Below are 24,069 nucleotides of genomic sequence, written 5' to 3' on the forward strand. Positions count from 1 at the left end.
GCGCGCGCTTTCAAGCGCAATTGCGCCATAATGTGCTGGCAGTGGACATTCAGCCGCAGGCCTTGCCCCCACCCCCGACCGGAACCTGATGATGAACCGCCGCTCTGCCCTTTTCCTGCCCGCAATAGCCATATCTGCCTTGGTGATAATATGTGCCTCCGCCCTGACGCGGCAGCCCGCTTTTGCCCGCGGCGACGTGGACATGGACGCGGTTCTGCATGATCCGGCCGCCCCCACCGGCGGCAATCCGCAGGGCGATGTGACCATAGTGGCCTATCTCGACTATAATTGCCCCTTCTGCAAGAAAACCACGCCGGTGCTGGACAATTTCGTCAGATCGGACGGGCATATCCGCCTCGTTTACAAGGATTGGCCCATTCTGACCGAGGCATCGGTCTTTGGCGCGCAGATGGCGCTAGCGGCCGGCTATCAGGGCCGGTATGAGCAGGTGCATGGCGCGCTGATGGGCATTACCGGACGTCGCGGCACGCAGGATGTCATGCTGGAGACGATCAAGGCCAGCGGCGTGGACATGAAGCGTCTCTCCTCCGACCTTTCTGCCCATGCCGCCGACATCAGCAGCCTGCTCGCCCGTAACAATCTCGAAGCGCAGGCCATGGGCTTCGAGGGCACGCCCGCCTTTCTCATCGGCCCCTATAAATTATCCGGCGCGGTCGATGCCGATACATTCCAGCAGGTCGTGGCGAAAGTGCGCGCCGGCAAAACCGGACAGGCCAACTAGACCTTTTCGAAAGTGATCGGCTGGGCGCCTTCCCAGAGCGTCGTCCGGCCCAGAGTGTAGAGATTTTCCAGCCCCGAGGTCAGCGTGAGGAAGTGGTTTCCCGCCAGTTGCCCGGCCTTGCTGGCAAATTGCACCGCGCCATAGGCGAGAAGGATTTCCGTTTCGCTCACGCCGCCGGGATAAAGAATGATCTGGCCTGGCGCCGGATAACTGGTGGCATTCTCATAGGATACGCCGAAATCGAGATCGCCAAGCGGTATCCAGACGCCTTCGCCGCTCCAGCGCACATGCACGATCTTGCTGACGAAGGGCATCTGCCGGATGAAGGCGGCGCAGGTTTTCGGCGCATTATCCCACTCAAGCCGCGCGCCGAAAGTGAATTGTCCCGCTTTGATCAGCACATCGTTCATAATTGCTCTCCGTCATTGAAAAACTGGCGTCAGCGGCAATGCGCGCCTGCACCCCCGGCCGAGATTAGTAAAAACCGCGCCGGACGCAATGCCAAACATGCACCCGGTCACAGGCCGGGGTCCTGCGCGCCGGAATTATCCTGCCGCGCCCATGCATCCCATTCCGGCTCTCCGCTGAAGGTGGCGGCGAGAAGATCGATGAAGGCGCGCAATTTGGCAGATATGTAGCGGCGGCTGTTATATACGGCGTAAATGCCCAGTTCCGGCGCGCCATAACCCGGCAGCACAGGCACGAGACGGCGCTGTAGCAGGTCGTCGCCCGCCAGAAAGGTCGGAAGAAGCGCTATGCCCCCGTCATCGACCGCCGCGCCGCGCAATGTCTCGCCATTGTTGGAATAGAGAATGGGCTTGATGCGAAGGCCGATCTCATGGCCGTCGCCATTGGTGAGGCGCCACTCGTCGCGCGTCGACCAATAGGCATATTGCAGGCAGCGATGCTGCAGCAGGTCATCCGGCGTTTGCGGTGTGCCATATTTTGCGAGATAGGCCGGCGAAGCGCACAGCACCATGCGCGAGGGCGCCAACCTTCTGGCGATAAGCGATGAATTTGGAATCTGTGCGATGCGGATGGCAAGATCGACGCCTTCCTCAATCAGATCGACAACGCGATCGACGAATGTGATGTCGATCAGCACCTCGGGATTTTTCTTCATGAAACCGGAGACCACCGGCGAGAGGTAACGCATACCGAACGAGACGGGAGCGTTGATGCGCAGCATGCCGCGCAGCGCTGTCGTGGTCTGGCCGACGGCCTGATCCGCCTCATCGATTTCGGCGAGAATCTGATGGCATCGGTCAATATAGAGCGCGCCGGCTTCGGTGAGGCTCAGACGGCGCGTCGTGCGGTGCAGCAGGCGCGCGCCAAGGTGGCGCTCCAGATCGGCGACATAGCGCGTCACAACAGAATTGGCGAGGCCGAGCGCATTGGCGGCCGCGGCAAAATTGCCGGTATCGACCACTTTGGCAAAGACGCGCATGGAATAGAGACGATCCATTTCAAGGTCCTGAATGCAGTTAATTGTTGCTAGATTGGCAAATGTAATTTGCAAACAGGGTTGTTTATCATTTTTCAGGAAAGAATAAAACCTTCCCATCGACGGCGGCGCATACACATCCCGTTCAGGGCTGGCGCCACCGTTAAAAAAGCACCGTCTTCCCGGTGCCCCCACATCGAACAGGAGTTAAAACTATGAAGATCTCAACCATTTCCGCCGCTGTTCTGCTGGCCGGCCTCGCCGCAACTTCCGCCTATGCCGCCGGCAAGGATGACCATTCGAACGCAACCACCGCCGCTCAGGTGATCGATTTCACGTCGACAGGCTCTGTGACCTCCGCGCCGTCAGGCTATGCAGTGACCTATCCGACCAATGCGGATTCGATTCTCAAGGTTGCGCCCGACCAGCGCAGCGTTGCAGGCCATCACAGCTCCAACTGAAGCGATCTGGCCTGCTCAAACCTCCGTCCTCTTTCCCGGCGACGGGAAGAGGGCCGAAGGTGAGGGCGGCAGACGAAGTTAAAACATCCTAGAAGCCAAGATCCCGCTTCATCTGCAGAAATTCCTCCTTGGATATTTCCCCGGAAGCGTAGCGGCGCTCCAGAATGGCGCGCGCCTCCTGCGAGGCCATCTCATCGCGCCGCACCCGCGTCTGGCGCACCAGAAAATAGATGCCCAGCCCGATCAGAAGGATCACCAGCAACGGCCCAAGCCCGAAGAAGGGCATATGCCAGCCTGCGCCCCATTCGTCATTCCACATCATGACCAGAATCCCCGCCTGAACGGCCAAGTTACCGGCTCTCTAGCGCATTTACGCCATATCCGCCTTGCGCTGAATCAAACGACCGCCGCGGCCTTACATCGCGCCGGCGCAGGTATGATCCAGAATTTCCTCGGCATGGCCAAAATCCAGCCGCGGGAGATCGACATGCCCTGCCAGAAGCACAAATGCCGCGCTGCCGGACGGCAGAGTCACATGAACAAGGGCAATATCGCGGCGCGCCATGTCTGTCTGCGCGCCCGGCAGGCCCTCGGCAACAATTCTGAACGGATTGAGCCCGCGCAGATCGGGACGCTGCACAAGCATGGCTGCATAATCATGCCCGAGAACGGTCACGGGCTTTTGCGCGAATGTGCCGGAGAGAAGCGGCGCGAGCGCGGCCATCTGGGCCTTCACGTCAGCGCGCAGGCAATCGATATGTATATGCAGCTGGTCCTGACTGCGCCCCTCGGTTGAGTTGATCGCCAGAGCGATGGCGTCATCCGGGATGCCGTGGCCAAGACGTTCGGCCATTAAATTGCGGGCATCCCACGCATCTGCAAACCAGTCCGGCGCATCGGCGGCAAGCACGTCCGGACTCTCTATGCCGGAAACGCGGCGCGTCGGAATGGCCAGATATTGCGCAACGCCGCTGCGATCCTTGAGAATGGCCGTCCCGTTGCCGGTACCCGCCGCCAGATCAAGCCTGGCGCAGGGTGCGGGGTCCTGCCGGGCGCTCCAGTTTGCCAGACATTGATCATGGACGATCGTCCACAGCGCGAGGCGATCGGCCAGAAGCGGCGAATAGCCTGCGGTCAGGGCCATGATGAATGCGACAATCAACAAAGACGGAATGGTCCGGATACGGCGCAATGCAAGCTGGACTACTGACGGCATGTTTTCCTCCGCGTTTGGAGCGGGGATGATAGGCGAGGCCGGCGCATTTGTCGCCGGGTTTCGGGGCACGGATTCAGCACATTCGCTGTGCTTCCTCATAGGCGATGCGCGACAGGCGCTTGTTGAGGTGCGCGATGGTCTGGTTCATCTCCTCGACGATCTGGCGCAGCCGCGCATTCTCCTCGATCATGGCCTGCAGTTGCTCGTCCTTGGATGCCGAAGCCGGCACGAGAGCCCTGAACGTCGCCCCGCTCAGGAATGAAACTCCGGCGTGTCCCATGTGACGCCAGCGCAGCATGGCCTGAATCGGCCTGAGCCGGTTCGGCAGGCGCAGTTCAAACGTATCTGGCAGAGCGACATCGTCCGCAACGGCCAGTCTGGCGCCGCCTTCGGACATATCCTTGACGAGAACCGGATGCTGGAACACACCGTCCCCGAAACAGACCTGCGCCTTGAGATAGCATTTTGAGCGCGGCGCGCGCCGGGCATCGCTGTGCATCTTTCAAATCCTGAGTGACATGCTGCCTGTTGTTTGTTGTACAACTATTGCACGAAAATATATTTATAAAATACTAATAATTGTAATTTTATACCCTTCAATATTGAAGGTGACCGGCCGCCGCGCTGCGCCATGCCGCGTCATCGGCCCTTCCCATCTTCCCCCGGCATGCCTATATCAATCCGGTTGAATGCAGCCCGTTTCATGGAGACAGATTTGTCCAACCTCCTTTTTTCGCCCCTGAACATAGGCCCCGTCACCGCGCCCAACCGGATCGCCATCGCGCCCATGTGCCAATACAGCGCCTCGGACGGCGTCGTGAACGAATGGCACCTGCAGCACTGGATGAATCTGGCCATGTCCGGAGCGGGACTGGTGGTGGTGGAGGCAACCGCCGTCGAGCGGCGCGGGCGCATCACACATGGCTGCACCGGTCTGTACAACGACCTTACCGAACATGCGATGAAACAGGTGCTGGAAAGCGCCAGACGCGTCGCCGGGCCCGGCGTCCTGTTTGGCGTGCAGCTGGCCCATGCCGGGCGCAAGGCTTCCGCGCAGGTGCCGTGGGACGGCGGCGGCCCATGCGGCCCGCACGAGGACCCGTGGACAACCGTCTCGGCCAGCGCCCTGCCCTTCGCCGGTCATTGGCACACGCCACAGGCTCTGGACGAGGCCGGCATTGAGCAGGTGATCGCCGCCTTCGCCGATGCGGGCCGCCGCGCTGTCCGCGCTGGCTTTGACGTCATCGAAATTCACATGACCCACGGCTATCTCATCCACCAGTTTCTCTCGCCGCTCACCAACACGCGCACCGACAAATGGGGCGGAACGCCGGAGAAGCGCGCCGCCCTTGCCATGGCGGTGGCGCGGGCTGTGCGCGCGGCCGTGCCCGCTTCCATTGCGGTTGGCGCGCGCATCACCGGTTCCGACTGGATGGATGGCGGACTTGTGCCGGATGATGCCGTAAAATTGGCCCGCGACCTCAAAGCCATCGGCATAGATTACGCCTGCGTGAGTTCAGGCGGGCTTGATCCGGCGGCGCGCATAAGGATCGAGCCAGGCTATCAGGTGCCCTTCGCCAGAGCCGTCAGGCACGGGTCGGGTATCGTCACCCGTGCTGTCGGCATGATCGCCACGCCGCAGCAGGCAGAGGAGATTTTGCAGAGCGGCGATGCGGATCAGATTGCGCTGGCCCGTGCCGTTATCGACAATCCGCGCTGGGGCTGGCACGCGGCCGAGCATTTCGGCGTCGATCTGCCGCGCGCCAGACAATATGAGCGCGCCCGCGCGAAATTGTGGCCGGGGGCAAAGCTCGTCCGCGCCGGCTGATCATTCCGCGGCATGCAGCAACTGGTGGCCCGTATTGGCGGGCAGACGCCAGAAGATCAAACTGGATGCGGCGGCTATCGCTCCGATAAGAAAAAACACCGGAGGAAATGCCGCTGCCGTCAGTGCGGCTTGCCCGCGCCACTGCATCGAGCCTTGCAATGCCAGCGCCGCGACCGACACACCGGTTGAGGACGCAAGCTCCTGCATCACCGAGGTCATGCTGGTGACGCGGCCCATGAGAGCTTCGGGGACATCGGAGACGCCGGCCGTGTTGATGCTGGTGAATTGCAGCGAGCGGCTGAAGCCGCCCACAAGCAGCGTAGCCATAATCAGCGCCACCGGCATGTTGAGATGAAACAGGCCCGGCGCCGCCAGAAACGCCGATGCAAACAAACCATTGAACGTGAGCACACGCCAGAAACCCACCCGACGCAGGATCGGCCCAGCCAGCAATTTCATGAGCAGCGCGCCCAGACCGGTCGAGAGGGTCAGCAGGCCGGATTGGAACGGCGAGAAATCATAGCCGATCTGAAAAAGCAGGGCGAGCAGGAACGGCGTTGCGCCCACGCCGACGCGGAACAGGAAGCCGCCCAGCACCGAGGCGCGGAACGCGGGAATGTCTAAAAGGCGCAGTTCAAGCATCGGATCAGCTACGGCGCGGGCATGACGCACATAGAGGAATATCAGCGTCAGGCCCGCCAGCGCGCAGGCAAGGCTCCAGCCGGAACTGACCAGATGCAGGCCGGTGAGCGTTGCGCCGGCCATCAGCGCCACAAGACCGGGCGATAACAGCAGGAAACCGACCAGATCGAAACGGCGCCGCACGTCTTCGCGCATGTTGGGCACGTAAAGGCTTGTCAGCACGATGCCCAGCACCGCGATCGGGACGTTGATCCAGAAAATCCAGCGCCAGTGAAAATATGTGGTGATGAAGCCGCCGAGCGGCGGCCCGCTGAGCGGCCCCAGCAGCGCCGGCAGGGTCAGCCACATCATTGTATTGACCAGATCATGTTTGGGCGTTGTCTTGAAAATGACCAGCCGCCCGACAGGCGTCATCATCGCGCCGCCCAGACCCTGCACGATGCGCGCCGCCACCAGCCCGGAGAGACTCTGCGACAGGCCGCAGGCGATGGAGCCCATGCCGAAGACGATGATGGCGGCGCGGAAAACGGTTCGCGCGCCAAAGCGATCCGCCATCCAGCCGGACGTGGGGATGAAAATTGCAAGAGAAAGCAGATAGCTGGTGAGCGCCAGCTTGAGATAGACCGGACTTGTGCCAAAATCCCGCGCGATGGTGGGCAGCGCGGTGGTCAGCACCGTCGCATCGAGATTTTCCATGAAAAGCCCGGTCGCAATGATCAGCGGCAGCAGGCGCGCGGGCCTGCCCTCAATCTGGGCCAATTCAACCATCCGTTGTCAAAGAAACCTCTGCGACAATAGCACAGCACGGCCTGATGACGCAGAATTGCGATCAAATCAGGGCCGACCTCTGCAATAAAATCATGGCAGGGTTTCGCCCTTTAAAGAAAATTCAGGTCAGTGCCCTAGATAGGCCACACGGACGGCAGAGAAGCCGCTGACGCGCGCACAGTGCCGCTTTTGGAGACGATAATGATTAAATTCTATTTCAATGGTTCGCCCAATCCTACCAAAATTGCCCTTTTCCTCGAAGAGGCCGGGCTGGCCTATGAGCCTGTCGCCATCGACACGCGCAAGGGCGACCAGTTCACGCCGGAATTTCTCGCTCTCAACCCCAACGGCAAGGTGCCGGTTATCGTTGACGACGGCACCATCGTCTTCGACAGCAACGCCATCCTGCTCTATCTTGCGGAAAAGACCGGCCGGTTCCTGCCCGCCAACCGCGCCGAAACCCTTTCCTGGGCCATGTTCATCGCCTCCGGCATAGGCCCCTATTCCGGTCAGGCTGTGCATTTCAAGCATTATGCGCCAGAAAAGGTGCCTTACGCCCATGCCCGTTATCAATATGAGGTGCGCCGGCACTACCGCGTCATTGAAGAGCGCCTCGCCCGGCAGCCCTACATGGGGGGCGCCAGCTATTCCTTCCTCGACATGAGCCTGTGGGGATGGGCGCGGATGATTCCGTTCATTCTGGGCGACGACGGCTTTGCCGAATTCCCAAACGTGAAACGACTGGTCGACGAAATCAGCGCCCGCCCCGCTGCCGCACGCGCGCTTGGCCTCAAGGATCGCTTCACGTTCAAGGCCGAGATGGATGATGCGGCACGCGCCGTCATGTTCAAACATCTGACCGCCTGACCGCGGCGCGCTCAATCGCCGAGGGCCTGACCCTCGCGGCGCGAATCGGCGCCGCCCTGCAAGCCTGCCGGCGTAACCAGAATGGCCTGCGTCCCCGATGTCATGTCGGTGAGGCGCACGTCGTGGCCCCTGGCCTTCAGCGCCTCGGTCCAGGCTTCGGCCTCGGTGCCGGATTCAAGTTCTGTCGGGCCGTTGCGCGAGCCAAAATTGGCCATATCCACCGCCTGTTGCGGATTTTGATACCAGTCCAGCATGGCGATCAGGGTTTTAGCGACAAAATTGATGATATCTGCGCCTCCTGCGGAGCCCAACGCCGCATGCAGTCTGCCCGACGGTTCAAAAACCAGCGTCGGCGACATGGAACTGCGCGGACGCTTGCCGGGGGCGACGGCATTGGCCACGGGCCTGCCTTCTTCCTGCGGAGCAAAATTAAAGTCGGTGAGTTCATTGTTGAGAAGGAAGCCGCTCTGCGTCATCAGCCTTGCGCCAAAGGCGCTTTCGATGGTTGTGGTCATGGCCAGCCCGTTGCCTTCGGCATCGATGACAGAAATCTGGCTGGTGCCGTGCTCTGGCCCGTCGGACGGCGCATAAAGCCAGGTTTTCTTCTGCGGCGGAATGCCCGCCTGCGCCACGCCCATGGAGCGATCGGGGCGGATGAGTGTCCCCCTCTGCCCGAGATAGAAGCTGTCGATCAGCCCCGGCACAGGCACGTCGACAAAATCGGCATCGGCGACATAGAGCGCCCTGTCGGCAAAGGCGAGCCGCTCCGCCTCCGTGATGAGATGAGCAGATTGCGGGCCTTCTCCCAAGGCCGAAAGGTTGCGCGGCTCCAGCATTGTCAGGATCTGAACCAGAGCTATCGCGCCGGAACTTGGCGGCCCCATGCTGCAGATGCGATAGAGATGATAGACGCCGCACACGGGATCGCGCTCTATGACATGGTAAGCGGCAAGATCGGCCAGCGTCATATCGCCGGGATTGGACGGATGAGCCGCTATGGTCCCGACGATATCGGCGGCAACGGCGCCCTCATAAAAGGCCGGGGCGCCCTTTTGCGCGATAAGACGGAACGTTGCCGCAAGAGCCGGATTCCTCAGAATGTAGCCGACCGGCCTTGCCAGCCCATACTGATCATAAAAATAGGCGCGCGCCCGCGGATCAAGCCGCAGGGCGGGGTCTTCCTGCAAGAGCTTATGCAGGCGCGGCGAGACGGCAAAACCGGATTCGGCCAGCTTGATCGCCGGATCGAACAGACGCGCCCAGGGCAGGCGGCCCCATGCATCATGCGCACGCTCCAGCAGGCGCAATGTACCGGGCACGCCAACAGAACGGCCGCCGACAACGGCCTGCATAAAGGGCAACGGTTTGCCTGACGCTTCGAGAAAGCGATCCGCTCTGGCAGCGGCGGGCGCGGTCTCGCGGCCATCGAGCGTGCGGATCGCCTGGGATCTCGCGTCATAGAAGATCATAAAGGCGCCGCCGCCAAGGCCCGAGCTCTGCGGCTCCACCAGATTAAGCACCGCCTGCGCCGCAATCGCTGCATCGACGGCCGAACCGCCAGCGCGCAACATTTCCTGACCGGCAGCGGAGGCCAGCGGATTGGCCGTGACAATCATGTCGCGGCGTGCCTCGGCCATCTGATGATGGGCACGCCCCGATGCGGCCTCGGGCGCAGGCGCAAGCCCCTGCGCCATGCCTGACGCCAGAGGCACAAGCCAGACGCCCAGACATGCCAGAACCAGCCGAATTTTCATTTTTTTGCCCTCCGCCGCATAAAATTAGCGGCAAAAAGTCAAAAAACATAATTGTTTTTCGCGCGATTTCCGCCGGTTAGGCAAATCGAAATCAGCGTAAAATTCAATATAAATATATATAATACAATAAAACCAATTTTATTGTGAAAAGCACATGATTTAGAGCTATATTTATAATAAAATCAATATGTTGTATAAATTTTTACTCTAATATCATTATTAAATACATTAATAGCAATATTCATATATCAATTATAGTGTTGCATGCTGACAATCTGGGCCGGAAAACATGTTAAATTCTGCCAATTCAAATCTCAATCTTGTCGAAAAGCCCGCGCCTGTCAGCGAACCGGATACGGGTCTCGGCTGTCTAGCTCTTGTCTTCGGGCTGTCGGGGGACAGCTTCGACGCCGAGGCGGCAAAGCGCAATTTCGTCAAGGCGGGAGCGCGCGCCTCAGCCGAGGATCTGGTGCGCATCGCCCGCCGCAGCGGCTACAAAAGCGCCATCCGCAAATCTTCCATCGACCGGCTCGAAGCACTGCCCAAACCGGCGATCGGCGAGTTTCACGATGGCCGCTTTTTTGTTATCGGACGGACAACGCAGAATGGCTGTTTCATCGGCGTGGGCGGCGGCGAGCCGCGCGAGTGGAGCTTTGAGGAAATTGCCCGCGAATGGACGGGCCGTCTGGTCATGGCCACGCGGCGCAAGTCCCTGCTGGCCTCATCACGCCTGTTCGGCATCGGCTGGTTCATCCCGGTTATCAAACGCTTTCGCGGCGTCCTGGGCGAGGTGCTGCTCATCTCGGTCTTTATCCAGATTCTGGGGCTGGTCGGTCCGCTGTTCACACAGGTGGTCATTGACAAGGTGCTTGTTCACAACGGCATCACCACGCTGGAAGTGATCTGTATCGGCCTCGTTCTCATGAATTTTGCCGAGGCGGCTCTGAACTGGCTGCGAACCTACACCTTCAGCCACACGACGAGCCGCATGGATGCGATTCTGGGCTCGCAATTGTTCCGCCATCTGATCGAATTGCCGATCGGCTATTTTGAAAGCCGCCAGACCGGCCAGACCGTGGCCCGCGTACGCGAACTTGAAAACATCCGCCAGTTTCTCACGGGCTCTGCGTTGACTTCGGTGATGGATGTCGTTTTCGGCCTGATCTTCATCGCCGTCATGTTCGTCTACAGCCCCCTGCTGACGATGATCGTGCTGATTTCGGTGCCCATCTATGCCATTATTTCGCTTTTCATCACGCCGGTTCTCAAAGAGCGCGTCCAGGAAAAATTCCAGCATGGCGCGGCAAACCAGTCGATGCTCGTGGAGAGCCTCGCAGGGATTCAGACGCTCAAGGCCATGGCGGTGGAGCCGCAGGTGCGGATGCGCTGGGAAGAACAACTGGCAAGCTATACCAATTCCGCGCTGCGCGTCGTCACACTCAATGCAACCGGCAGCCAGCTTGTCACGCTCACAAGCAAGCTGACCACGGCGGCGCTACTGTGGTTCGGCGCGCAGGCGGTTATCGCAAATCAGCTGACGATCGGCGAATTCGTGGCCTTCAACATGCTGTCGGGGCAGATCAACGGACCCGTGCTGCGGCTGGCGCAGATCTGGCAGGACTTTCAACAGTTCCGCCTCTCAATGGAACGTCTGGGCGACATCATCAACACGCCGACGGAAATCCGCCCCAATGCCCGGCAGAACCTGCCTGCGCTGCAGGGCGCCATCACCCTTGAGCAGGTAACCTTCCGCTACCAGCCCGGAGGGCAGGAGGTGCTGCGCAACCTCTCGCTCGAGATTCAGCCGGGCGAAGTGATCGGGGTTGTCGGACGCTCGGGTTCCGGAAAATCGACCCTGACAAAATTGCTGCAACGGCTGTATGTGCCGCAGAGCGGCCGGATCCTGATCGACGGGATGGATATAGCGCTGATGGATCCGGCCTGGCTGCGGCGCCAGATCGGCGTGGTGCTGCAGGAGAATGTGCTCTTCAATGTGTCGGTGCGCGACAATATCGCGCTCGCCAACCCCGCGCTGGAAATGGAACGCATCATTCATGCCGCCACTCTGGCTGGCGCGCACGAGTTCATTCTGGAAATGCCCCACGGCTATGACACCGTACTTGAGGAGCGCGGCTCCAACCTCTCGGGCGGGCAGCGCCAGCGCATCGCCATCGCTCGGGCGCTCATCAGCAACCCGCGTATTCTGATCCTTGACGAGGCCACATCGGCGCTCGATTACAGCAGCGAAAAAATCATCCAGAGCAACATGCGGCTGATAAGTCAGGGCCGTACGGTGATCATCGTCGCCCATCGCCTGTCGACGGTGCGCGATGCCAGCCGGATTTTCGTCATGGACAAGGGCATCGTTGCCGAAAGCGGCAACCATAACCAGCTGCTGGCCAAAAACGGCATCTACAGCGAACTCGTGCGTCAGTCGGAGCAATAGAATGACAAAGTTCAATCTTCTGAGCCGATCCGAAAAGGCCAAAAGCCGCAAGCTCGCGCCGAAGGCGCCTGCACCGCCTCCCGCGCCAGACCGCAAGACGCGCGCCAGAGCCGCGAAGGCCGCACGCCGCACGCGCGACGAATCAGCCTTCCTCGCTGCCGCACTCGAGGTCATCGAAACGCCGCCTTCGCCAACCGCGCGCATTACGGCGCTGACGCTTTGCCTGATGGTGACCGTCAGCATCATCTGGGCCAGCCTGGCCGAACTCGACATGGTGGCGGTAGCGGAAGGACATGTCATCCAGATCGGTCATTCCAAGGTGATCCAGCCGCTTGAAACGGCGGCGATCAAGTCCATTCCCGTTCAGGATGGCGATCACGTTGAAAAGGGGCAGACACTCGTGGAGCTTGACCCCGTCGATGTCGAATCCGATCTCAATCAACTGCTCTATGATCACGATCAGGCGATACTGGACGCCGAATCCGCCCGCCTGCTGATGCTCAAAGACCCGGCAGCGACATTCTCCGTACCGCAGACGATCAATCCAGCGCGTGTCGAGGCAGCGCGCCAGCGCACGATCAATGAAATCGAGAAACTCGCGGCGCAGGAAACCGCGTCCCAGGCGGAAATTGCCCGCCAGCGCGCGGCGCTGGACTCCGCCAAAATCGAAATGCAGAAAACGCGCGAAACATTGCCGCTGCTGCACGAGAAATATAATATGGCCATGGCGCTCTACGACAAGAAATTCGGCACGCGCATGCCGGTCATCGACGCCAGCCAGCAGCTGATTGAAAAGGAAGCCGCGCTGCATGCAATGGAATCCAAGAATCAGGAAGTCGAATCCGGCATCCAGAACCTGCTCGGCAAGCTGGAAGAAACGCGGGCCAATTACATGATCGATGCCGCCGACCGGCGCACCAAGTCTTTGCAGAAGGTCGCCGAACTGGAGCAGCAGATCATCAAGACCCGTCAGCGCGTCAGCTACCGGTTGCTGACATCACCCGTTTCGGGCACGGTGCAAAGCATCAAGATCCACACAAAGGGCGCCGTCGTCACATCCGCCGATACATTGATGACGATCGTACCCGACGATGGCGGCCTTGAAATTGAAGCGCTCATCGGGAACAGCGACATCGGGTTTGTGCGCGACGGCCAGCCGGTCGAACTGAAATTCCAGGCTTTTCCGTTCACGCGCTACGGACTGGTCGCGGGGACAATCAAATCTATCGGCCGCGATGCGGCGACACCGCAGCAGATCGCCAGCATAACCGGAAATCCGAATGCGCCGCCACCGGCCTATGATCTCTCCTACCCGGCACGGATAGCCATGGCAAAAACTGCGGTCGCAACAGAACATCGTCTGGAGCCTGTCCAGCCGGGCATGCGCGTCTCCGTTGAAATCCGCACCGGATCGCGCAGTGTGATGAGCTATCTGCTCTCACCGCTGATGAAGACCGTGAAGGAAGCGGCGCGCGAGCGCTGACGCCGGCGGGATATCCGGAGCGCGCGCCGCCGGGCATGAATGGCGCGCGCGATTCCGGCTTTCCTAAGCCCTGCAGGCTGCTAGAATGCACCTGCTTCACGAGGGCTCCATGTTTCAGTTTGATTTGCAGCGCCGCCAGCTCGACCTTGATCCGCGCGCGCCCGCCTTTTTCCAGAATCCCTACCCTGTTTATGAACAGATACGCGCCCTTAGCCCGGTTTTTTTCTGGAAACAATATGGTTTCTGGTGCTTTATCGGCCATGACGACGTGAACGCGCTGCTGCGCGACAGGCGGTTTGGCCGGCAGATCACCCATATAGCCAGCCGCGCCGCGCTCGGCCTCCCCGAATATCCCGAACATGTCCGGCCATTTTACGACATGGATGATCGCGCCCTTCTGCAACTGGAGCCGCCCGCGCACACCCGCCTGCGCATGCTGGTCAACCGGGCCTTTGTCTCGCGGCAGGTGGAGCGGCTGCGCCCGCGCATCGCGCAGCTTGCGCATGAACTGATCGACAGTTTCCGCGGCAGCGAGATCGATCTTCTGAGCGCCTTCGCGACGCCGCTGCCCGCCACCATCATCGCCGATTTCATGGGTGTGCCGCGCGAGCATATTCCGGCGCTGCTGGATTGGTCGCACCGCATGGTCGCCATGTATCAGTTCGGGCGCACGCGCGCCGCGGAAGATTCGGCGGTGGCGGCAACGCTGGAATTCTCGCAATTCCTGCGGGACCTGCTGAACCGCAAACGCCGCCATCCGGGCGACGATCTCATCGCGGTGCTCAACGCGGCCGCAGCCGATGGAGAAAAACTCACCGAAGATGAATTGATCGGCACCTGCATCCTGCTGCTCAATGCCGGGCATGAGGCCAGCGTTCACGCCATCTGCAATGGCATGAAAGCCGTGCTCGAACAGGGCATCGACCCCGCTGCCGTTTTCGCCGATGACGAAAGCACCGCGCGTTTCGTCGAGGAAATCCTGCGGTTCGATGCGCCCCTGCATCTGTTTGACCGCTATGTGCTGGAGGATCTCGACTATGCCGGCGTCCAGCTGCGCCGCGGCGAGCGCATCGGCCTGATGCTGGGCGCTGCCAACCGCGATCCGGCGCGGTTTGAGAATGCGGCTCAGTTCATGCCAACGCGGATACATAACCCGCATGTTTCATTCGGCGCGGGCATTCATTTTTGCATCGGCGCGCCGCTGGCGCGGCTTGAAATGCAGGTTGCCTTTCAAATTCTGTTTGCGCGGCTGCCGCATATGCGCCTTGCGCGCCCGCCCGTCTATCGCAATAGCTATCATTTTCATGGTCTGGAGGCGCTCCATCTTGTCCTGTGAACGCATATGATGAAATTTCGGTTTGCCCTGCGCCCCGCCGCCGCCCCAAGCACGCATGACCGCCGTCTGGGCGTCGACCTTGCCCGCGGCTTCGCCGTTCTGGCCATGGTGCTTTATCACCTGAGCTGGGATCTGGGCTATTTCCGCCTTGTGCCGGCGGATCTCGCCGGTTCACCCGTGGGACGCGCCATCGCGCATATTATTGCCATGAGCTTTCTGGCGCTGGTCGGCATCAGCCTGATCCTCGCCAGTGCGCGCGTCGATTTTCGCCGCAGGTTCTGGCGGCGGCTTGGCATGCTTGGTCTCGGCGCGGCGGCAATCTCGCTCGCCACTTTCCTGTTCATGCCGCAGGACTGGATTTTCTTCGGCATTCTCCACAATATCTTCGTCAGTTCGGTGATTGGCCTGTTGCTGATCAAGGCGCCGCTGCCGTTGCTCGTTGCCCTCAGCCTTCTGGCTATCGCGCTGCCCTCGCTGCTCGCCTCGCCCATATTTGATCCGATCTGGCTGGTCTGGCTCGGCCTTGGCGAGACCCTGCCGCGCACCAATGATTTCGCGCCGCTGTTTCCGGGCCTTGCCGCTGTCCTCGCCGGCATGGTTTACGCGCGGCTCGTTCTGCGCCGGCCGCAATTTGCCAATGACAACCGCCCAAGGCGTCAGCCCAACCGGGCGATGCGGGCGCTGTTATGGTGCGGGCGCCATTCCCTTGCCATCTATCTGCTGCATCAGCCCATCCTGTTCGGCCTGTTTCTGGGCACAACCAGCCTGCTGCCGCACGAAACGCCTTTTGAAGCGGAATTCCGCATGCAATGCCGCGAGGCCGGCGGCTCCGACATCCTGTGCGCGAAGGCATTTGCCTGCCTCAGGCAGGATCTTGAGACAAACGATCTGTGGACGGCGACGATTCAGGATCGGCTTGACGTGCAAGGCCGCGCCCGCCTGACCGATTTTGCGCTCGCCTGCGGTCGCAAGATTCAGGATGAACTCCGGCGCCAACCCGTTACGAAATAACACATACCGCCCCGAAAGGAACAAACATGCAATTGGGAATGATCGGCCTCGGGCGCATGGGAGGCAATATCGTGCGCCGCCTGCTGCAGCATGGCCATAGCTGTGCCGTGTTTGATACCAACCCTGCCGCCGGGGCGGCGCTGGCGCAGGAAGGCGCGCTCAATTGCGCGTCACTGGCGGAGATGGTGGAGAAATTGCAGGCGCCGCGCGCCATATGGATCATGCTGCCGGCAGGCGCGATCACCGAATCGGCAATCAATGAGGTTTCGGCACTGCTTGCGCCGGGCGACGTCATCATCGATGGCGGCAACACCTTCTGGAAGGATGACATCCGCCGCGCCAAAAGCCTGCAGGAAAAGGGCCTGCATCATGTCGATGTCGGCACAAGCGGCGGCGTCTGGGGATTTGAGCGCGGCTATTGCATGATGATCGGCGGCGAAGCGGCCGTGGTCGACCGGCTAGATCCGATATTCGCGACGCTGGCGCCCGGAGCGGGCAGCACCCCCAAGACACCGCATCGCGAAGGCCGGGATCCGCGACCGGAGCAGGGCTATCTGCATGCCGGGCCGCATGGCGCCGGACATTTCGTCAAAATGGTGCATAACGGCATCGAATATGGATTGATGCAGGCCTTTGCCGAGGGGTTCGACATCATGAAAAACGCCAATTCGGAACAATTACCGCAGGAATTGCGTTTTGATCTCAACCTGCCCGATATTGCGGAGAGCTGGCGGCGCGGCTCGGTGGTTTCGAGCTGGCTGCTTGATCTTGCCGCAGCGGGTCTTGCGGAAGACAATGATCTTGCTGGCTTCTCGGGCTATGTCGAGGATTCGGGCGAGGGCCGCTGGACATTGGACGCTGCCCTGTCCGAAGCCGTGCCCGCAGACGTGCTGGCTGCAGCCCTGTTCACCCGGTTTCGCTCACGGCAGGGGCATACATTCGCTGAAAAGATGCTTTCTGCCATGCGCAAAGGCTTCGGCGGCCATGTCGAGAAAAAGCCCGGGCAGGCGTGAGTCAGCCGCGAGGCCGCTATCCGGCAGCATAAGCTCCGGCGATCTGCGCAGCCAGCCGCGCGTTGTTTTTGACAAGGGCGATATTGGTGGCAAGGCTGCGGCCTTGCGTCAGGTCGCTGATGCGGGCAAGCAGAAAAGGCGTCACCGCCTTGGCCGCGATTTTCTGCGCCTCGGCCTCAGCCAGCGCGCGCCCGATAAAGCCATTGATCTCGCCCGCCGGAATTTCATCGGCCTGCGGCACGGGATTGGCGATCAGCGCGCCGGCGGGCAGGCCCAGCCGATCCTGCGCCCTGAGCATGGCGGCGATCTCCTGCGGCATATCCAGCCGCAAGGGCGCTTTCAGGCCGGAACTGCGCGAGTAGAAGGCGGGAAATTCATCGGTGCCGACGCAAACCACCGGCACCATCTGCGTCTCGAGCACCTCCAATGTGGCCGGAAGATCGAGAATGGCCTTTGCCCCGGCCGCGACAACGGCAACGCGCGTGCGGCCGAGCTCAATGAGATCGGCAGAAATGTCGAAGCTCTGCTGCGCGCCGCGATGCACGCCGCCGATGCCGCCGGTGGCAAAGACGCGGATACCGGCCAGTGCCGCCAGACGCATGGTTGCCGCGACCGTGGTCGCGCCATGACGCCTGATCGCGATGCAATAGGCCAGATCATGTGTCGACAGCTTGAGAATGCCGGGCGCCTGCGCAAAGAACTCGAGATCGGCGGGCGATAAGCCAATTTTGACCCTCCCGCCCACCACCGCGCAAGTTGCCGGAACCGCGCCGTTTTCACGCACGATGGCTTCGACGGCGCGCGCCATTTCGAGATTGGCGGGATAGGCCATGCCATGCGAGATGATGGTGGATTCGAGGGCAACGACAGGCGCACCCTTGCCGAGCGCCGCCGATACTTCGTCGGCAATATCAAAATCAATCATGAACCTCTTCCTTCAGATAGCGCGCGCAAAGCAGCGCATTGACTGTTTGTGGCACGCTCACCGCCAGCGCAGCCGCCCTCTGACCGCTGATGGCAGCAACATCGAGGCTTTCGCCGCGATGAAGCGCCCAGAGTGCTCCGGCAAAGGCTGCATCGCCGCCCCCGGTTGCATCGACAACGGCCTCTGCCAGAGCCGGAACGCGGCCATTGGCGCGCCCGTCGGACCAGAAGGCCCCCTGCGGCCCCAGCCCAACAATGATATTGCGCACGCCCTGCCGATGCAGCGCCGCGCAGGCCGGGGCGAGATCGTTCATATCCAGATTTGCCCCATCATGGACAAGTGCGGCAAGCTGGGCGCGGTTCGGCGACATGAAATCCAGCCCGTAGCGCCGCAGAGCCGGCAAAATCGCCGTGCATTTGGCCACGGACACCGGCTCGAAGGCAAAAGCTGCGCCCGCCATCCGCGCATGTCCGGCCAGAAACATCAGCACATCTGCATCAAGATTGGCATCGGCGACCAGCCAGTCGGGATGCGGCACACGCGCCAGAACGGGCTCCAAGGCGACAACCGCGAGATCAACGATGCACTCCATCGCCGCCACGCCAACCACGAGATCCCCCGCCTGATCGAGAATGGCCGTGTAGGTTCCTGTCGGCCTGGCGGACAGATGGGCCGAGAGCGCAATTTTCGCCCCCTCACACGCGCGCCGGATCATTTCGGCATGAAGATCATCGCCCAGCGCGGTGACAAGATGCACCTCGGCATCAAGCTGCGCCAGATTATGAGCGATGTTGCGCCCGACGCCGCCGACCGAAACACTGACAGTTCCCGGGTTTGAAGCAGCCATGACGAGATCGGCATCAATGCGGCATTTAATGTCGATATTCGCGCCGCCCACCACCAGAACCTTCATCGCACCCTCACTGCCGAATTAACGAATCATACGACGAACGTCTAGGTTTTGGAACGATCCTATGCTATTCACCGCCCGGGCATCGACCGATGGTCCGATGCAGGCTAGTATATAGGTTATAAAGAGGGAAGTCCGCATGGTCAGCCGTATAGTCACCGTCGAACCTTTCGATCTTGTCGTCTTCGGCGGCACTGGCGACCTTGCCTATCGCAAATTGTTTCCGGCGCTGTTCCGCCGCGATGCCGACCACCAGTTTTCTGAACCCACCCGCATTATCGGCATTTCGCGCAAGGACATGGATGTTGAAGCCTTCAAGGCGAGCGTGTTTGACGCCCTCAAAAAATTTGTCGCCCCTGACGCGCTTGAACAAAATTGCATCGAACGTTTCATGTCCCGCGTCGATTATGTCGCCGTGGACGCCAAGGGCGAATCCGGCTGGGATGTTCTGGCCAGCCATCTCAATTCCCATCCCGACAAGATACGAGCCTATTACCTCGCCACGAGCCCCGATCTGTTCGGCCCTATCGCGGATGGCCTCGCTCGCCAGAAACTGGTGACCCCGAATTCACGCATCATCGTCGAGAAGCCCATCGGCAAGGATGGCAAATCCGCCGCCGCCATCAACGATGCCATCGGCAAGGTCTTCAGTGAAAAGCAGATCTACCGCATCGACCATTATCTCGGAAAGGAGACGGTGCAGAATCTCATGGCACTGCGCTTCGCCAATGCCCTGTTCGAGCCGATATGGAACTCTGCGCATATCGATCATGTGCAGATTACGGCGGCCGAGTCGATCGGCGTCGAGGGCCGCGGCCCCTATTACGACAATTCCGGCGCCATGCGCGATATGGTGCAGAACCATCTTCTGCAATTGCTCTGCCTCGTGGCGATGGAGCCGCCTTCCTCGCTCGACGCCGATGCAGTGCGCGACGAGAAGCTCAAGGTGCTGAAATCGCTGGTGCCGATCACCGCCTCCAATGCTGGCAACCTCACTGTGCGCGGCCAGTATCGCGCCGGAGTGAGCGATGGAGCTGCTGTACCCGGATACCTTGAAGAACTGGGCCGCGACAGCAGCAATACCGAAACATTCGTGGCACTGAAGGTCAATGTCGCCAACTGGCGCTTTGCGGATGTGCCGTTTTACATCCGCACCGGCAAGCGAATGCCGCAGCGCGTGTCCGAAATCACCATCGTCTTCAAGCCCGTGCCATTCTCGATCTTCGGCGAGAGCGTGGGCATGATCCCGCCCAACCGGCTGGTGATCCGCCTCCAGCCGGACGAAGGCATCAAGCTGTGGCTGATGATCAAGGAGCCGGGGCCGGGCGGCATCCGCCTGCAGCATGTGCCGCTGGACATGAGCTTCGCCACCACGTTCGATGGCCATATTCCGGAAGCCTACGAACGCCTGCTGATGGATGTCATCCGCGGCAATGCAACCTTGTTCATGCGCCGCGACGAAGTGGAAGCCGCATGGCGTTTCATTGATCCGATCCGCGCGGCCTGGGCCAACAGTTCCGATCAGCCGCGGCCCTATGTGGCCGGAACCTGGGGGCCGGTTTCCTCGATTGCGCTTGTGGAGCGCGATGGCCGCACCTGGAACGAAGACATCGAATGAGCGCTTACGATCATCATTTCATCTCCGGTGCGCTGCTGGCCGAGGCTCTGGCCGAAGCCGTGGCCAAATGTCTGCGCGAGGGCATCGTCCAGCGCGGGCGCGCCTCGCTCGCAGTTTCGGGAGGGCGAACGCCGCTGGCCTTTTTCGCGGCGCTTTCCTGGCAGAAGCTCGACTGGAGCCGGGTTTTCGTCACGCTGGCCGATGAACGCTGGGTGCCGCAAAGCTCAGAGCGCTCGAATACGCGGCTGGTCTATCAGCATCTGCTGGTCAATGAGGCGACGCCTGCACATTTCGTGCCGCTGGTAAGCGAGGCCGAAACGCCGGAAGCGGGCCTTGACGGCATCATGGCCGGACTGGACGCCCTGCCGCTGCCGATTGACGCCGTGGTGCTGGGCATGGGCGATGACGGCCACACGGCCTCATGGTTTCCGGAGGGCGATAATCTGGCCGCGGCGCTGATGCCGGATGCGCCGCTCGTGCTGCCGATGCGTGCGCCCGGCGCGCCGGAGCCGCGGATGACCTTCACGGCACCCGCACTGCTCACCGCGCAAAACCTGTTCCTGCATTTTGAGGGCGCAGGCAAGCGCGCCGTCTATGAGCAGGCCTGCGCCGCGCCCGCCGACGTGCTGGACATGCCGGTCCGCGCCGCCCTCAACACCGGCAAGGCGCAGGTTTACTGGTGCGGCTGAAGCCCTGCCTTGCCTCACCCTTCGACAAGCTCAGGGTGAGGTTGGTCTGCTGCTATAAGGTTCTGCAGAAGCAACATAAGCGAGAGGCGTGGCCGCCGCTCAGCCCAGATTGAGCTCCTTGAAGAAGTCGTTGCCCTTGTCGTCGATGACAATGAACGCCGGGAAATCCTCAACCTCGATACGCCAGACAGCTTCCATGCCCAGTTCCGGGTATTCGAGTACTTCAACCTTCTTGATGCAATCTTGCGCGAGACGCGCGGCCGGCCCGCCGATCGAGCCGAGATAAAAGCCGCCATATCGCTTGCAGGCCTCACGAACCGCAGCCGACCGGTTGCCCTTCGCCAGCATGATCATTGAGCCGCCAGCGGCCTGAAACTGATCGACGAAACTGTCCATGCGCCCTGCCGTCGTCGGGCCGAACGAGCCGGAGGCATAGCCGGCGGGCGTCTTTGCCGGACCGGCGTAATAGACAGGGTGGTTCTTCATATATTCGGGCATCGGCTCGCCGCGCTCAAGCCGCTCCCGTATCTTGGCATGGGCGGCATCGCGCGCAACAATCATCGTCCCGGACAGCGAAAGGTGGGTGCGGATCGGATAGGCCGAAAGCAGCTTCAGGATATCCGTCATCGGCTGGTTAAGATCGACCTTGACGACACCTTTCTCAAATTCGGATTCGTCGATGGCGGGCAGGAAGCGGGCCGGATCATGTTCCAGCTCCTCAAGGAAAATACCTTCCCGCGTGATCTTGCCCATGGCCTGCCGGTCCGCCGAGCAGGACACGCCAAGCCCGATCGGCAGGCTGGCGCCGTGGCGCGGAAGGCGGATGACACGCACGTCATGACAGAAATATTTGCCGCCGAACTGCGCGCCGACGCCGAGTTGCTGCGTCAGCCGGTGAATTTCCTCCTCCATGGCAAGATCGCGGAAGGCATGGCCGTCCGGCCCGCCGGAGGTGGGCAGATTGTCGAGATATTTGGTGGAGGCGAGCTTCACCGTCTTCATCACCAGTTCGGCTGAGGTGCCGCCAATGACGATAGCCAGATGATAGGGCGGGCAGGCGGAGGTGCCGAGGGTAAGAATCTTCTCTTTCAGGAAGGCGACCATCCGGTCATGGGTGAGAAGAGACGGCGTCGCCTGATACAGAAATGTCTTGTTGGCGGAACCGCCGCCCTTGGCGACGAACAGAAATTTATAGGTGTCCTCGGCCTGCTCATGCTTCGATGCCGCGTAAATCTCGATCTGGGCGGGCAGATTGGTGCGGGTGTTCTGCTCCTCGAACATCGACAAAGGCGCAACCTGCGAATAGCGCAGGTTTTTCTTGAGATAGGCGTCCTTGATGCCCTGCGCGAGCGCAGCTTCGTCCTCGCCCTCCGTCCAGACATGATTGCCCTTCTTGCCCATGACAATGGCTGTGCCGGTATCCTGGCACATGGGAAGCACGCCGCCCGCCGCGATATTGGCGTTCTTCAGCAGGTCATAGGCGACGAAGCGGTCGTTCTCGGTAGCCTCCGGATCATCGAGAATTTTTGCAAGCTGGGCGAGATGGCCCGGCCGCAGCAGGTGGTTGATATCGATCATCGCCTGCTCGGCCAGCAAGCGGATGGCCTCGTTGCTCACCGAAAGCACTTCGCGCCCGCCAAGATGCAGCACTTTGATGCCGTCAGAGGAGAGCTTGCGGTAAGGCGTCGTATCCTTGCCCAGAGGAAAAAGACTGGCATATTGATCCATGACACACCTGTATTTTTGAAAGGAAGTGGCTCCCTCATAAGCGCTTTGGCCTGCTTTTCCAAGCGCTGCTTGCGTTGCACAGGCAAACTGGCCCGGTTGGATGTTTTGGCCATTGACAGGCGGCGCGCCCTTCGCCAAACCAGACGAAAGTTCAATGAAATCATTCCTTCTCCGGAGACCGGGCGCATGTTTGAATTCCCGCTTCTTGTTTGTGACATCGGCGGAACCAATGCCCGGTTCGGCCTCATCCGTGAGGCGGGCGGCGAACTGACCATCATTGCCCGTCTGAAAACCGCAAGCTTCCCTGGCCTTGCGGAAGCCATTACGGCAGCCATGACAGGGCTCGATGTCAAAGTGCGATCCGTCATCGCCTGCGGGGCAGGGCCGGTCAATGGCCTCACGCTCAAGCTCACCAATGCGCCATGGCTGATGGACGGCCCGAAGATTGCGGCGGCGCTCGGCCTGAGCCAAGGACTGCTCCTGAATGACTTTGAGGCGCAGGCGCTGAGCCTGCCCGCTTTCCGCCCGGAATGGCTGCATGTCATCGGCCCGCAGATTACAGCCGGCCCCGGCCCGCGCCTCATTCTCGGCCCCGGCACCGGTCTTGGCATCGGCGCGCTGATCGAGACGGGCGGCCGGCATGTGCCGGTGGCTTCCGAGGCCTGCCATATCGATTTTGGCCCCGTCGGCGCGGAAGAAGAAGCATTCTGGCCGCATCTCGAGCGGGTCTTTGGCCGCGTCACCACCGAAAGCGTGATGAACGGCGCCGGCCTTATCCGCATCCACAATGCCCGCGCCAAGGCCCGCGGGCTGGCCATTCCCGGGCAGGACGGCCCGACCATCGTGTCCGCCGCTCTGGCCGACGCGGCAAGCAATGAGGCGGCAACGATCAATGCCTACTGGAAGATCGTCGCCCGGTTCGCGGGAGACATGGCCATCACCTTCGCCGCAACCGGCGGCGTCACTCTGGCGGGGGGCATTCTGCCCCGCATCATCGCGCGTCTTGCTCCGGCCACATTCCGCGCTGCGTTCGAAAACAAGGCTCCGGTGGACGGTCTGGCCAAGCGCGTCGGCACAGCCCTTCTTGTCAATCCGGAAGCGGTGCTTCATGGCATGGCAGCCATCGGGGCAAACCCGCGAGCCTATGCTATCGACTATGAGAGACGCGCCTGGAACTAACGATCGCCA

22 protein-coding genes are annotated in these 24,069 nt (G+C 61.0%); 12 read left to right on the forward strand and 10 right to left on the reverse strand.

Features of this window, described 5'->3' with window-relative positions; genetic code table 11:
• Positions 1-91: 91 nt before the first annotated feature.
• On the forward strand, positions 92-742 hold the full coding sequence (locus AC0N03_RS12830; RefSeq protein WP_474289200.1) for a DsbA family protein: 651 nt from the start codon (positions 92-94) through the stop codon (positions 740-742).
• Here the strand turns inward: AC0N03_RS12830 and AC0N03_RS12835 are convergent.
• Together AC0N03_RS12835 and AC0N03_RS12840 are read right to left on the reverse strand one after the other, a co-directional pair.
• Positions 739-1,152: a DUF3830 family protein gene (locus AC0N03_RS12835; RefSeq protein ID WP_474289201.1), complete on the reverse strand. Its 414-nt coding sequence runs from the start codon at positions 1,150-1,152 to the stop codon at positions 739-741. The two genes, AC0N03_RS12830 and AC0N03_RS12835, sit on opposite strands and share 4 nt — an antisense overlap.
• 107 nt (positions 1,153-1,259) lie before the next feature.
• Positions 1,260-2,207 carry a LysR family transcriptional regulator gene (locus AC0N03_RS12840; protein WP_474289202.1) on the reverse strand — a complete coding sequence of 316 codons (948 nt, stop codon included), beginning with the start codon at positions 2,205-2,207 and terminating at the stop codon, positions 1,260-1,262.
• Positions 2,208-2,401: 194 nt separating this feature from the next.
• Between AC0N03_RS12840 and AC0N03_RS12845 the strand changes: the two genes are divergently transcribed.
• The gene (locus tag AC0N03_RS12845) at positions 2,402-2,647 is read left to right on the forward strand and encodes a hypothetical protein (RefSeq protein WP_474289203.1); all 246 of its coding nucleotides are present in this window, start codon (positions 2,402-2,404) and stop codon (positions 2,645-2,647) included.
• 88 nt (positions 2,648-2,735) lie between these two features.
• Here the strand turns inward: AC0N03_RS12845 and AC0N03_RS12850 are convergent, their stop codons facing one another.
• The 3 genes from AC0N03_RS12850 to AC0N03_RS12860 form a co-directional block, all read right to left on the reverse strand.
• Positions 2,736-2,996, reverse strand: coding sequence for an SHOCT domain-containing protein (locus AC0N03_RS12850; protein WP_474289204.1), 261 nt, complete (start codon positions 2,994-2,996; stop codon positions 2,736-2,738).
• Between the two features lie 66 nt (positions 2,997-3,062).
• The gene (locus tag AC0N03_RS12855; RefSeq protein WP_474289205.1) at positions 3,063-3,863 is read right to left on the reverse strand and encodes a CDP-diacylglycerol diphosphatase; all 801 of its coding nucleotides are present in this window, start codon (positions 3,861-3,863) and stop codon (positions 3,063-3,065) included.
• A gap of 73 nt (positions 3,864-3,936) precedes the next feature.
• Positions 3,937-4,362: a PilZ domain-containing protein gene (locus AC0N03_RS12860; protein ID WP_474289206.1), complete on the reverse strand. Its 426-nt coding sequence runs from the start codon at positions 4,360-4,362 to the stop codon at positions 3,937-3,939.
• Between the two features lie 216 nt (positions 4,363-4,578).
• Here AC0N03_RS12860 and AC0N03_RS12865 point away from each other — a divergent pair, with 216 nt between their 5' ends.
• A complete protein-coding gene (locus tag AC0N03_RS12865; RefSeq protein WP_474289207.1) occupies positions 4,579-5,691 on the forward strand; it encodes an NADH:flavin oxidoreductase/NADH oxidase in 1,113 nt (370 codons plus the stop codon).
• On the opposite strand, the gene AC0N03_RS12870 is transcribed toward AC0N03_RS12865, so the two are convergent.
• Positions 5,692-7,092, reverse strand: coding sequence for a DHA2 family efflux MFS transporter permease subunit (locus AC0N03_RS12870; protein ID WP_474289208.1), 1,401 nt, complete (start codon positions 7,090-7,092; stop codon positions 5,692-5,694).
• A gap of 210 nt (positions 7,093-7,302) precedes the next feature.
• On the opposite strand from AC0N03_RS12870, the gene AC0N03_RS12875 reads away from it, so the two are divergent.
• Positions 7,303-7,968 (forward strand): glutathione S-transferase family protein, encoded by a 666-nt coding sequence (locus tag AC0N03_RS12875; RefSeq protein ID WP_474289209.1) that lies wholly within the window; start codon positions 7,303-7,305, stop codon positions 7,966-7,968.
• Between the two features lie 11 nt (positions 7,969-7,979).
• Here the strand turns inward: AC0N03_RS12875 and ggt are convergent, their stop codons facing one another.
• A complete protein-coding gene (ggt, locus tag AC0N03_RS12880; protein WP_474289210.1) occupies positions 7,980-9,722 on the reverse strand; it encodes a gamma-glutamyltransferase in 1,743 nt (580 codons plus the stop codon).
• A 289-nt stretch (positions 9,723-10,011) separates the two neighbouring features.
• On the opposite strand from ggt, the gene AC0N03_RS12885 reads away from it, so the two are divergent.
• The 5 genes from AC0N03_RS12885 (at position 10,012) to gnd (ending at position 17,011) form a co-directional block, all read left to right on the forward strand.
• A complete protein-coding gene (locus AC0N03_RS12885; RefSeq protein WP_474289211.1) occupies positions 10,012-12,168 on the forward strand; it encodes a type I secretion system permease/ATPase in 2,157 nt (718 codons plus the stop codon).
• A gap of 1 nt (position 12,169) precedes the next feature.
• Complete coding sequence (locus AC0N03_RS12890; protein ID WP_474289212.1) at positions 12,170-13,651, forward strand: HlyD family type I secretion periplasmic adaptor subunit; 1,482 nt, start codon at positions 12,170-12,172, stop codon at positions 13,649-13,651.
• Between the two features lie 85 nt (positions 13,652-13,736).
• Positions 13,737-14,987, forward strand: a complete 1,251-nt coding sequence (locus AC0N03_RS12895) for a cytochrome P450 (protein WP_474289213.1) — start codon at positions 13,737-13,739, stop codon at positions 14,985-14,987.
• Positions 14,988-14,993: 6 nt separating this feature from the next.
• Positions 14,994-15,998, forward strand: coding sequence for a heparan-alpha-glucosaminide N-acetyltransferase (locus AC0N03_RS12900; protein ID WP_474289214.1), 1,005 nt, complete (start codon positions 14,994-14,996; stop codon positions 15,996-15,998).
• A gap of 26 nt (positions 15,999-16,024) precedes the next feature.
• On the forward strand, positions 16,025-17,011 hold the full coding sequence (gnd, locus tag AC0N03_RS12905; protein ID WP_474289215.1) for a phosphogluconate dehydrogenase (NAD(+)-dependent, decarboxylating): 987 nt from the start codon (positions 16,025-16,027) through the stop codon (positions 17,009-17,011).
• A gap of 16 nt (positions 17,012-17,027) precedes the next feature.
• On the opposite strand, the gene AC0N03_RS12910 is transcribed toward gnd, so the two are convergent.
• Positions 17,028-17,936, reverse strand: coding sequence for a pseudouridine-5'-phosphate glycosidase (locus AC0N03_RS12910; RefSeq protein WP_474289216.1), 909 nt, complete (start codon positions 17,934-17,936; stop codon positions 17,028-17,030).
• Complete coding sequence (locus tag AC0N03_RS12915; protein ID WP_474289217.1) at positions 17,929-18,849, reverse strand: PfkB family carbohydrate kinase; 921 nt, start codon at positions 18,847-18,849, stop codon at positions 17,929-17,931. Before AC0N03_RS12915 ends, AC0N03_RS12910 begins: the two co-directional genes overlap by 8 nt.
• Before the next feature lie 136 nt (positions 18,850-18,985).
• On the opposite strand from AC0N03_RS12915, the gene zwf reads away from it, so the two are divergent.
• Positions 18,986-20,464 (forward strand): glucose-6-phosphate dehydrogenase, encoded by a 1,479-nt coding sequence (zwf, locus tag AC0N03_RS12920; protein WP_474289218.1) that lies wholly within the window; start codon positions 18,986-18,988, stop codon positions 20,462-20,464.
• Entirely contained in the window at positions 20,461-21,153 is a 693-nt protein-coding gene (gene pgl, locus AC0N03_RS12925) for a 6-phosphogluconolactonase (RefSeq protein WP_474289219.1), read from the forward strand. Before zwf ends, pgl begins: the two co-directional genes overlap by 4 nt.
• Before the next feature lie 99 nt (positions 21,154-21,252).
• On the opposite strand, the gene AC0N03_RS12930 is transcribed toward pgl, so the two are convergent.
• Positions 21,253-22,881, reverse strand: coding sequence for a fumarate hydratase (locus tag AC0N03_RS12930; protein ID WP_474289220.1), 1,629 nt, complete (start codon positions 22,879-22,881; stop codon positions 21,253-21,255).
• A 186-nt stretch (positions 22,882-23,067) separates the two neighbouring features.
• Between AC0N03_RS12930 and AC0N03_RS12935 the strand changes: the two genes are divergently transcribed.
• Positions 23,068-24,060: a glucokinase gene (locus AC0N03_RS12935; protein WP_474289221.1), complete on the forward strand. Its 993-nt coding sequence runs from the start codon at positions 23,068-23,070 to the stop codon at positions 24,058-24,060.
• The last annotated feature ends 9 nt before the right edge of the window (positions 24,061-24,069 follow it).

It is taken from the genome of Methylocystis sp. sgz306128, assembly GCF_056032725.1.